This window comes from Buttiauxella sp. S19-1 (genome assembly GCF_022134725.1).
Lineage (GTDB): Bacteria > Pseudomonadota > Gammaproteobacteria > Enterobacterales > Enterobacteriaceae > Buttiauxella > Buttiauxella ferragutiae.
This window is the reverse complement of record NZ_JAHWLU010000145.1, coordinates 1-10,358: the sequence shown is the minus strand read 5'-3', so window position 1 is coordinate 10,358 and position 10,358 is coordinate 1. Positions and strand designations below refer to the sequence as shown.

At 46.6% G+C, this 10,358-nt stretch carries 10 protein-coding genes; all 10 read right to left on the bottom strand.

Translation table 11 applies throughout. The annotated features are described in order from the left end of the window. A partial coding sequence (locus tag MES37_RS21730) for a type VI secretion system Vgr family protein (RefSeq protein WP_237932623.1) occupies nucleotides 1-1,332 on the bottom strand: 1,332 nt, incomplete at its 3' end. A gap of 3 nt (nucleotides 1,333-1,335) precedes the next feature. Next, a complete protein-coding gene (tssG, locus tag MES37_RS21725) occupies nucleotides 1,336-2,283 on the bottom strand; it encodes a type VI secretion system baseplate subunit TssG (protein ID WP_064545461.1) in 948 nt (315 codons plus the stop codon). Next, nucleotides 2,274-4,076, bottom strand: coding sequence for a type VI secretion system baseplate subunit TssF (tssF, locus tag MES37_RS21720; RefSeq protein WP_237932622.1), 1,803 nt, complete (start codon nucleotides 4,074-4,076; stop codon nucleotides 2,274-2,276). The genes tssG and tssF overlap by 10 nt, the downstream gene beginning before the upstream one ends. Nucleotides 4,077-4,088: 12 nt before the next feature. Further along, nucleotides 4,089-4,505 (bottom strand): hypothetical protein, encoded by a 417-nt coding sequence (locus tag MES37_RS21715; protein WP_121813842.1) that lies wholly within the window; start codon nucleotides 4,503-4,505, stop codon nucleotides 4,089-4,091. 46 nt (nucleotides 4,506-4,551) lie between these two features. Then, entirely contained in the window at nucleotides 4,552-5,046 is a 495-nt protein-coding gene (locus MES37_RS21710; protein ID WP_064545455.1) for an Hcp family type VI secretion system effector, read from the bottom strand. A 25-nt stretch (nucleotides 5,047-5,071) separates the two neighbouring features. Then, nucleotides 5,072-6,550 (bottom strand): type VI secretion system contractile sheath large subunit, encoded by a 1,479-nt coding sequence (gene tssC / locus MES37_RS21705; protein WP_121813843.1) that lies wholly within the window; start codon nucleotides 6,548-6,550, stop codon nucleotides 5,072-5,074. After that, nucleotides 6,547-7,035, bottom strand: a complete 489-nt coding sequence (gene tssB, locus MES37_RS21700; protein WP_121813844.1) for a type VI secretion system contractile sheath small subunit — start codon at nucleotides 7,033-7,035, stop codon at nucleotides 6,547-6,549. Before tssB ends, tssC begins: the two co-directional genes overlap by 4 nt. A gap of 382 nt (nucleotides 7,036-7,417) precedes the next feature. Then, complete coding sequence (locus MES37_RS21695; protein WP_133521822.1) at nucleotides 7,418-8,833, bottom strand: DNA cytosine methyltransferase; 1,416 nt, start codon at nucleotides 8,831-8,833, stop codon at nucleotides 7,418-7,420. A gap of 110 nt (nucleotides 8,834-8,943) precedes the next feature. Continuing rightward, the gene (locus tag MES37_RS21690) at nucleotides 8,944-9,648 is read right to left on the bottom strand and encodes a phosphohydrolase (RefSeq protein WP_237932621.1); all 705 of its coding nucleotides are present in this window, start codon (nucleotides 9,646-9,648) and stop codon (nucleotides 8,944-8,946) included. Between the two features lie 103 nt (nucleotides 9,649-9,751). Continuing rightward, nucleotides 9,752-9,988, bottom strand: coding sequence for a cell division protein DrpB (gene drpB / locus MES37_RS21685; protein ID WP_064545583.1), 237 nt, complete (start codon nucleotides 9,986-9,988; stop codon nucleotides 9,752-9,754). Between the last annotated feature and the right edge of the window lie 370 nt (nucleotides 9,989-10,358).

The window sequence follows — 10,358 nt, the reverse complement described above, 5'->3', positions numbered from 1 at the left end:
GTTAAATACCGTGCCTGTAACCAGCGGATAATCCGGGTTGCCATGAACAAAACTAACGATCACCTCGCTGTTAACCCGCGGCAGGAACATCGCGCCAAAACGGCCACCCGCCCAGGGTTGCGACACGCGAACCCAGCATGAACTGCCGTCGTCTTTTTTGTTTTCGTTATCCCAGGGGAACTGGATTTTGATACGCCCGTATTCATCGGTATGAATTTCTTCCGATTTAGGGCCAACCACCGTGGCGGTCAAAATACCGGGAATATAAGGTTGAGGCGTGGTGTGCTCAGGCCGCCATGACACGCTGTCTTTCAGCAAATGAATCTGACAATGGAAATCCGGGATGCTGTCATCAATACTGCTGCTTACCCGCAGATGAATCGATTTAATGCGGTAGTCGCCGTGGCATGACGGATGGTCAGTCAGAGTGAATTTTTCACCACAGTACACCCAGAAAGCTGAAGTCTCTGCCAGATATTGCTGACTGTCGGCTTCCAGTTGCTCCATCTTAAGCCTGGCCTGCGCCTCAAGCAGAGAGCGGTTGTCGTGACCGTTGGCATCAACGTAACTGACCCCCTGAACCGCGTAATCCTGGTCGGCCACCTTCGACTCCCCTTCAATACTGGCTGCCTGCTCCATGTTGAAGCCTTTTAACAGCACAGAAGAAGCAGCGAGTGATGAGTGCGCCGACCAGCTTAAAATACCGTTCCCTTCCCCCAAATCCGTCTGCGGCATAAAAGGCAGTTGCGCCGGTGCCGTGGAATGGTGGCAGGATGGATGGTCAGCCAGCACAAGTTGGTGCTGCCCCGCGGTATGGCTGAAGAAGTAGTAAATCCCCTCTTGTTCCAGCAAGCGGCTGATGAAGTCAAAATCTGACTCGCGGTATTGAATGCAATATTCACGAGGTTTATAGGTTGCACGCAGGCGTAACTCGATCTGGTTGATATTCTGCTGGCGCAACAGCTGGCACACTAAATCAGGCACCGTAATATTCTGGAACACTGCCAGATTACGACCCAGACGCAAGAAAGCCATACGTGGCTCGAGGCGGCCAACAAACGTGCTGATACCATCGGTATTATTCATTTCCACAATATGGGTGATGACGCCATGCACATAACGCTTGCGGCTATTGCGCCCAATCTCACAGGCGACTTCTTTACCGAGGAAACGCCCCATCTGCGCACTGCTTAATTCCGTACGAAACTGGATTTGGTAGCGGAAAGTGGATGAGAGTTGTTCCTCACCTTCAATGCTCATTAATGTCAGTGAATTAGCCGCATCCCCAACAAAGCGGATGAATCTATTGTTCTGCCCTAATACATTTGGCATGTCTTATTTTCCTTCCCGATAGACGGGTAATCGAATGGTGTGCTGGCCCGCTTCAGAGGCGCGCCCAAGACAAATATCCAGGCCAATTTGCCCCGTCCCCAGTTCAGTCATGCCGTTTGAGGTATTTTGGATGAGGATGTCGATATCAAAATCCAGCCCTGCGCCTACATAGTCGCGAATATGAGTCCACAGATTTTTGTAATGTCTGCCTTTTGACAGGAACAGACCGACATCCCGCAACGGCACAGGCCCAAGAGAGACGGTAAAATGCGATTGCCGATCCCAGTAGACACGCCCCAGCATCGGTGCTGAACCCAACGTTTGCGACGGTTGCCCAAGGCAGCAGCACAACGCCGGTTCCATCGATCGCCATTCCCCGGTAAACGGGGTAATTTTTGCCGGCACGGAGAAGCTATGTTTTAGCCACGTTTCTAAATTGAGCATCGAGCGAACCGAATGGGCGAACAAATCGGCATACCGCAGTTGCTGAAAAGAAGATGGGCTTTGCATCACTCCCGCCAGCGCCTGAACCGCGTCGCTTAAAGGCAGCGTCGCCGAGAATTCGGCCATCGCGTAGTAGTGGTACTTTTGCCAGGCGAGGTAACGCAGGGTGTGCAGGCGGTGGTTAAAAATATCGAGAAACGCTTTAGCGGTTTTATCGCCATAGCGGTAATGGCGTTCAATCAACCATTCGGTGTAAACCGTCGGCAATGCGCCGAGCGCCCCGGTTAACCCAAAAGCCGCGACCTCCACCTGCCACTGATTTTCAGCTAATTGTTCAATCTCGCCGATTTCGCCTGACGGTGTATCAAGCGAAAGTGGGGAAATAAAACGCAGGTTATTTTCCAGTGCTTGCTTGCTTTCAAGCCCCTGTTTTTTCGTCAGATGGCGCAGCATGATGCGCACCTGCTGGAAAAAATTATGCGGGCTAAAACAGATATTCAGAGCCATGACAAGCGACCCGCACGAATCGGCCAGACACGCTGAGATTCCTCTTTGGATTCAATGGCCGTGACCACACGCGTAAAGCTGTTAACCGGTGCATACAGCGCCAAAAAACAATCGATAAAGCGGCAAAACAGGAAGTATTCCGCTTCGGTGCTGGCTTCGCTGGCAAACGTAATGCGTATCTCAATACCGCGTGAAAGGGATTGCGGATCCTGCGGGACTAACCTTGCGACGACAGGGGCAGACTCAACGCGCAACAGCAGATTGATCAGACGGGCGATCCCTGGATTATCAACAAAGTTATATAACGCCAGCGTCTCTTTGAGCACGCGTACCCCTTCCGGCCCGCCGATCAGCATATGATTGAGCGAAAGTTGCGAGATTAAACGCCAGCGTGCAGCCTGTTTTAACGGCGGCCTGACCGGAATAGTCGGGCGCGTTAATGCGGTGATTTTCATCCCGGCAATCGGCAATTCCGACTCAAAATCGCCGTCTGGATCGCCGTTACGCATCGTCGAAGGAAGTTCACGATTCGTGCAGGTGAGATTCAGGCTGACGACGTCACTTCCTGGCGTCAAAGGCTGCTCACTGCGGTCGGAAAATGCGATAAACAACGCCGGGACACTTCCCTCGCTGCTGTCAGTTTCGCGGTGCATGCATTGCCAAAAAAGTCCGGGTTCACCATCTTGTGCCGAATGGTCTAAACCAAATAATGGATAAATGGGGCGGGAAAGCGTTTCATTACCTTGTTTACGCATCGCCGAAACGCTATCCACTGACCAGATTTCCATGGCGTTCTGATGGCGAATATCAGGGATCACCAGATACTCCGCGATTTCATGGTCTGGCGTGATGGGTTCAGCGCGATGCTCAAACAAATTAATCGCTGGCGTACAGTTCAACAAAAATAAATTCTCGTTGACCATGGCCGCCATTTTTTCCAGCTGATTGGCAATCGTGCAGCGGTTGAAGGCTATTTTCAGGGTAAATTCACTTTTGCTGCCCGCGACAAAACCGTCAGGTAACGGAATATCAATAAAATGAAATTTCTGAGGAAAGAAGAAATAATCCTGCAACAGGCTATGTGTCGGTGAAATTCTCGAGTCACCCGCGAGCAGATTTTGATTCTCACCAAAACCGATACCACAAATATGCTGGGCAGAAAGCTGATAGCGCTGTTCATCCTGCTGCAAATGAATCGACAGCACTTCACTGCATAACAGCGTGTAGAGAATGTTAACGATATTGTTAGCGCCACTCAGATGAACACGCAGAGAATTCGCGCTTAATGTCGCACCTGGCCAGGTTGTCAGTTTTATATTGAGGTTCCAGCATAGCGTTACCTCATCGAGATTCAGATGAGCTTTTGTCAAACTAACCGGTTGAATCATCACTGGATAAACGGTGCGAAAACGACAACTTTGATTCTCACCATGACGAGAGAATAAATACGTTTTGGCCTCGATTAAGTTGCCAGAAGTCAGCGCACTGACTTTGACGTCAGGAGACATTTGTACGATACACACTGAGGGAAACGGCCTCAGCAATTGCGGTGCCAACACATTAAGCAAAGCGTGGGTCACTTCAGGCATATCTTCATCAAGACGCTGCTGGATTTGCGCAGTCACCAGCGCGAAAGATTCGATTAATCTTTCGATGTGCGGATCTTCCGACATTCCTTCAGAAATACCTAAACGGCGAGCAACTTTAGGGAAATGACGAGCAAAAGCTTTTCCCTGGATTTTAAGGTAGCCAAGTTCTTTTTGATAATATGAAATGAGTTTATTAGCTAACATGATTAATGCTCTTTAATCCCGAAGGAAAAACTGATTCAACACGTCGTCCCACATGAGGTGATAACGGACATTACCTAAAAAACCTTCTGCTTCAATAACAAAGGAGTTGATATGTTTCTGCGTTTCACCTGGATAAACATTAATACTTTTAAGCCTTGGTTCAAATCGTTGTAATGCGAGTGTAATTCGCGCCTGCATAATAGATATTTTCTCAAGGCGTGAGGTATCGCTGGTGAACACATCACTGACCCCATAATTAATGATTGACTCATTAATTAATCGAATGTTCTCAACATGGTAATTCAGAGGGCGTGAAGACAAAAGAAGCAGTATTTCAGAAACTAATACATCGCTTTTGTCTTCACCCTCCGCATCGTCATATTGATCATTCGGATTATCATCCGCCAGGCGCTGTAGTAAAGAGTTCATATTTTCATCTCAGTAAAACAGTGTGCTTTGCACACTGTTTAATTTATTACAGCTTGGTATTTTCAGTGATATTCCAACCCACTGGACCATATTTCTTGGTTTTACCACCAGGATCGACCATCTGAGTTTCAAATTTAAAGCTGCTAAATACGAAACTCAGAGTTTCTTGTGGAATATCCCCTGCACTCTGCGCACCGATACTATGACTGGTCAGAATGCAGTTTTCATAGGTCCAGCGAACCATTTCATTATCTTTGTCGTCAGTTTTAACGTTCATCGCAACAATGATTTTTTTAATATTGGTGCCCTGGGCAACCATATTAACCAAATCAGTTGAAGTTGCATCTAGCTCTTTAGAGAAAGAAACAGAATCAAAATTAACGCCATCGCTATTCAACTGACCTGAACCATTGCTAATTTTAGCTGTACTATAAACACCATTATTAACATGACCGATTGAAATCCAACCGTCATATTTTTTATCACTCACACAACCTTTAACACCGTCAATTTGCATGAATAGATTATCAGCACTTGCCATTGATATATTTCCTTTTAACTAATGATTATGCACCTGTAGATGCAGGGAGTTCTGCTACCAGACGCAGTGACATACTGAGTCCTTCCAGCTGAAAATGGGGTTTGAGATAAACCACCGCGCGGTAACTTCCTGGGCTACCAGGAACATCAACGACTTCTACTGTTGCCTCACGCAATGGATGGCTAGCTTTAATATGAGCACCAACATTATCGGAACCGACAACATATTGGTTAATCCATGTTTGCAGGAAATCCTGGCATTCGGATTTGGACATAAAGCTACCCACTTTATCGCGCACAATAGATTTCATATAATGTGCAAAACGCGATGTCGTCATAATATATTGCAGCTGACTTGAAAGTTTGGCATTGGCATTAGCCAATTCAGAATCATATTTACGGGGTTTATTGACTGATTGCACCGCAAAGAATGCGGCGTAATCGGTACCCTTACAATGAACTAATGGAATAAAGCCAAGATCGGCGAGTTCTTTCTCACGGCGATCGGAAATAGCCACTTCTGTTGGGCACTGCATCACTTTTTCACCGGTTTGTGAAACAAAGCTATGTGTTGCCAGGGATTTCACCAGCCCACCGCCTTCTACACCACGAATTGCTGCGCACCAGCCATGTTCTTCAAAGGCTTCCACCATACGACCGGCTAACTCATAAGCGGCATTGATCCACAAATAGCTGGAGCCATCATTATTTTCGATAACTTTTTCTTCGAAATTAAACATCTCTACCGGAACTGTTTTCGCCCCATAAGGCAAACGACCGATAACACGCGGAAGTGTCAATCCAACATAGCGGGAATCATCGCTCTGGCGGAAAGACTTCCAGCGAGCATAATCTGAGGTATCAAACAATTTGCCGAGATCGCGTGGACGAGGCATCTCGGAGAAACTGCCCATTGAGAACATTCCCGGATTAGCGGCCGTCAGGAAAGGTGCATGTGCAGCGGCTGCGACATGAGAAATCTGCTCCAGTAACAGAATATCTTCTGGCATTGCCTCAAATTCAAAATCACCGACAAATGCAGAATACGGTTCACCACCGAAGGTGCCATATTCGCTTTCGTAGATACTTTTAAATAATGACGACTGATCAAAATCTGAAGCTGATTTGAAATCGCGTAACAGCTCTTTTTTAGTACAGTTGAAAACACGCACTTTGGTGTTTTCAGTCACGCTACTTTGTACCAGTTTGTGTAGACCACGCCAGGAAGACTCCATTTTCTGGAATTCTGGAGCCTGAATAATATTACTGACCTGCGCGGAAAGCAGTGCATCTATTGCGGCAATACGCATTTCAATGCTGCCGACTAAATCGCTGGAAATAACAACAGCACCAGAGGCAACTTCAGACAATAAGTTGTCCATCTGAACCTTAACTTTATTACGATCTGACTCACGGCGAATCGCCTGAGTATTATCAATAATTTGATCGAGGAAATCGCTTGTTTGTGCAACTTCTGCGGCATTGATGACTTGAATATCACTCATTCTGCCTCTCCTTCGTCAGAAGTTACTGCACCAGAAGCCGTATTTTGCTGCTGTATTAATTCAAGCAATTGCTCTTTCAGGCGATCATTACTGGCAGTACGGTTGCGCAAGTCACTCAATTGCTCACGCATTTCCAAAAGCTTACGTAACGGCTCTACCTGCATTGCGATATTTTCAGGAGAAAAATCATCAATAGAATTAAATTTAAGCGAAACCGCCAGTTGACCTTCTTTTTGAGGTAAAGCACTTTCAATTAACATGTCAACGGAGGGGTTCATCCCTTCCATAACATCATTAAAATTATCTTTATCGATATGAGTGAAGCGGCGTTCACGTAACGGTGCTTCGTCACTGGCAAAACTACCGACAACACCGATGACTAAAGGCAATTCTTTTTGGATTTGTGCACCACCTACTTCCACATCATAGGTTATTTGCACGCGTGGGGGGCGAGACTTACTTAATTTATGTTGAGTGTTACTCATGTGGTTAATTTACCGTTTGATATTAGTGCAGCAACTAGTAATCCACATACTAAGCGAGATAAACACAACACATCTACTTAATGAGTTATTAACTGTTTATAAAAATCACCTTCATTTCATACATCACCAAATGCCCCCTTACCATCAACACTCCTGCACTTATATTTACTAAGCAGGCAATCCTTGAACAGAAATTAAAAACAGCTTAACTATTTATTAAGCCAGCATTCATTCATGACAAATAATTAATGTCATTGATTAATATCTCCTGATTCAAGTTGTTGGTGCGCCTTAGTACTGGCGCACCAACAGAATACGGGTTTATAGATTTCTCAACATAGATGTGGGTATCGCTGACGCTAATCCACCCGACAACGGCTGATTATTTATCCTGACCAGTAACGACAAGCTTTATGACTGGCTCAAGCAGTTTAGCGACCGCCGCAAAAGCAGGCACCACCACCGAATTACCAAACTGCCGATAGGCCTGAGTATCAGATACTGGAATACGGAACTTACTCCCCTGCACTGCCTCAAAACCCATTAAGCGCGCGCATTCACGCGGTGTTAAACGGCGTGGGCGACATTGCTGATTTTCCGCATTATCAAAATCTGCCTCTCCCAGCGATTTATCCCAACCACGATCCACGAGGATTTCTGCCCCGTCTTTGTAATAACGCGCGGATAACGTACGTGCCACGCTCACTGGGTTATTAGGGTCAACCAGACCGTAGCCAAAACCATTACCCTTCGCCTGGTGTTTTTTCGCGTAATTATAGAGGTACTTCCAGAGTGTTGGCGTGAGAATATATTTCGCATCCACCGTCGGTTCCAGCAATTCACCAAACGTCGGGCGGCGTTGCGGATAACATTCGCTGAGTTTGCGCAGTGTAAAATCTTTATGCACATTGAGATCACGACGGAAACCGACCAGCACAATACGTTCGCGATGTTGGGGAAGAAAGTTTTTACCATCGATAATTTTAGGGTCACCCGCCCCCATGATTGCGGCATCAGAGACTTCATAACCCAGGCTATCCAGTGTTTCCATGATGACGCGGAAGGTGTTGCCTTTATCGTGGCTTTTTAGATTTTTCACGTTTTCCAGCACAAAGATAGCTGGGCGTTTCGCGTCAATAATGCGTGCGACATCAAAAAACAGTGTGCCCTGAGTTTCACAGGCAAAGCCATGAGCACGGCCTAAAGCATTTTTCTTCGACACGCCTGCCAGGGAAAAGGGCTGGCATGGGAAACCGGCCAACAGTACGTCGTGATCCGGCATGATAGCCTGAATATGTGCAGTGGCCTGTTCATCGCTGACATCAACACGGTGGCTGAGAGTAACATCGCGGATATCCTGATTGAACTGATGATTTTCAGGGCAACAGTACCAATTGGCTTTATAAGTGCGCACCGCGTATTTATTCCACTCGCTGGTAAAAACGCATTGCCCGCCAATGGCTTCAAACCCGCTACGAATGCCGCCAATACCGGCAAATAAATCGACGAATTTAAAGGCGTATTTCCCGTGGTGTGCAGGTAACTGCGGCAACATATTTTGCAGCATGGCGCTTTCTGCGGGTGTCAGCGTGCGAGGCGAAGATTTACGGTTATACCAGCGGTTTAGCGATTCACGTGTCCAGTCGCCGCTGACCTGGCGCAAATGATGGGCCACTGTTTTCTGGTCATAGATTTCCAGAATTCGGCTCACTAGCGCAAAGTCTTCTTCTAGTTGCTGTTGTTGCAGGCGTTGGGATTGTTGTGAGAGTTGCTCGGCAATGGCGTCGAAGTCGTTCATCATGAACCAGTTTAGGGAAAATAGAGTGCAACTCTATCACTGATTTGACCCAGAGAAAAACAGAACAGCCCGCAACCAATGCGGGCATCATTTTAGTTTTAGAACGAAATTTATGAGGACTGTTTGGGGGAGGCGAATTGCTCGACAACACCACGATCGATACCGCAATAATCGCCCTTCAGTTCTGCACACAGCTTGGCCATGTAGTTAACCAAAAAATCAGCATTGAGCCAGGCCAGTTTACGCCCTGCCTCAGTTTGCATGGATTCAGGGAGCTTCAGCAGTTTTTTCTGGAAATGGTCAAGTGCATATGTGGAGTCATCCAACTCACGCCCACACGCTAACGGATCTTCGCTATCAAACAGTGGTCGACCCAGCGAGCCTGAAATATAAAACACTCTCGCCAGGCCAATTGCACCCAGTGATTCCAGGCGATCAGCATCCTGCACAATTTTCGCTTCAAGAGTTTGCTGCGCAATTTGAGCACTGAAGCTGTGAGCACGCACCGCATGAGCAACCGCATCGTATAACGTGCGAGGGAAATCGGGAAAATGAGCGTCAAGAATACGTAATGTTTCTTGTGCCGCCTGTGTAGAAGCGAGATGCCGTTCGGGATGGTTCTTTGGCAAATTGACGATGTCATGGAAATAACAGGCGGTGAGTACCACCAGCCAGTCGGCTTCGGTTGTTTCCATGATCTGTTGCGCGGTTTTCCATACGCGTCTGAAGTGGGCCACATCGTGGGCTTTATCGTCCTGCAACCAGTTATGGTGCAAGTACTCTTCGAAACGCTCTTGCCAGTGGGCTATTGGCATACGTGCTCCTTACTTCACAGCGGGATCCGGTACTTAATATGAGTACAAGATCACAAAATTAGCAAGTATCACCGTGACAACAACCCACTTTGGCACGATTTATTCACCTGGCCCGCGTGTACCAGGCGAGCCCACCTAATAATGCGGCTACCGCTCCCAGAACCAGCAACCCCATTAATGCCCCGAGCAGTTTTCCAGCCATCGAACCCATGTCCCCGCTGGTGACATTGCTCACCACCCAGAAGTAACGCAGAACTGCCCAAACCATGTACAGGCAAAATCCATAAAACAACCATAATGCCAATTTCCCACCTGGTGTGCGGGCGGGTTTCGCGTCCATAACGTCTGACATAACTCTCTCAACTGTTTAGTTTGTGTAATGCGATGGATACCCATCCGCTGCATGTGATTTTTATCACATTTATGCCGTTTTATGACAGCCTAAAACCTCTCTATTTAATCCGGAAGATTCTCAAATTGGCAATATATCAGGCCACCCCTCATAATTTTAACAATAAAATTACATTTGTGTATTTATCAACCATTCCCACGTTATTTATTTTATACACCCTTAATATAAAATTTAGTGATAATTAAATACAAAAATAAAAAAACTTATTTTCTAAATGCCAATTCTATCACTCACAAAGACTCATCGATAAAAATGCATTGTGTTTTGATATAAAAAATAGCAAACACATACTCACAAT

Excerpts from the sequence above, each read along its gene's own strand:
- tssC (WP_121813843.1), bottom strand. The coding sequence starts at position 6,550 with ATGAGTGATATTCAAGTCATCAATGCCGCAGAAGTTGCACAAACAAGC.
- tssG (WP_064545461.1), bottom strand. The coding sequence starts at position 2,283 with ATGGCTCTGAATATCTGTTTTAGCCCGCATAATTTTTTCCAGCAGGTG.
- MES37_RS21710 (WP_064545455.1), bottom strand. The coding sequence starts at position 5,046 with ATGGCAAGTGCTGATAATCTATTCATGCAAATTGACGGTGTTAAAGGT.
- tssF (WP_237932622.1), bottom strand. The coding sequence starts at position 4,076 with ATGTTAGCTAATAAACTCATTTCATATTATCAAAAAGAACTTGGCTAC.
- tssB (WP_121813844.1), bottom strand. The coding sequence starts at position 7,035 with ATGAGTAACACTCAACATAAATTAAGTAAGTCTCGCCCCCCACGCGTG.
- drpB (WP_064545583.1), bottom strand. The coding sequence starts at position 9,988 with ATGGACGCGAAACCCGCCCGCACACCAGGTGGGAAATTGGCATTATGG.
- MES37_RS21690 (WP_237932621.1), bottom strand. The coding sequence starts at position 9,648 with ATGCCAATAGCCCACTGGCAAGAGCGTTTCGAAGAGTACTTGCACCAT.
- MES37_RS21715 (WP_121813842.1), bottom strand. The coding sequence starts at position 4,505 with ATGAACTCTTTACTACAGCGCCTGGCGGATGATAATCCGAATGATCAA.
- MES37_RS21695 (WP_133521822.1), bottom strand. The coding sequence starts at position 8,833 with ATGAACGACTTCGACGCCATTGCCGAGCAACTCTCACAACAATCCCAA.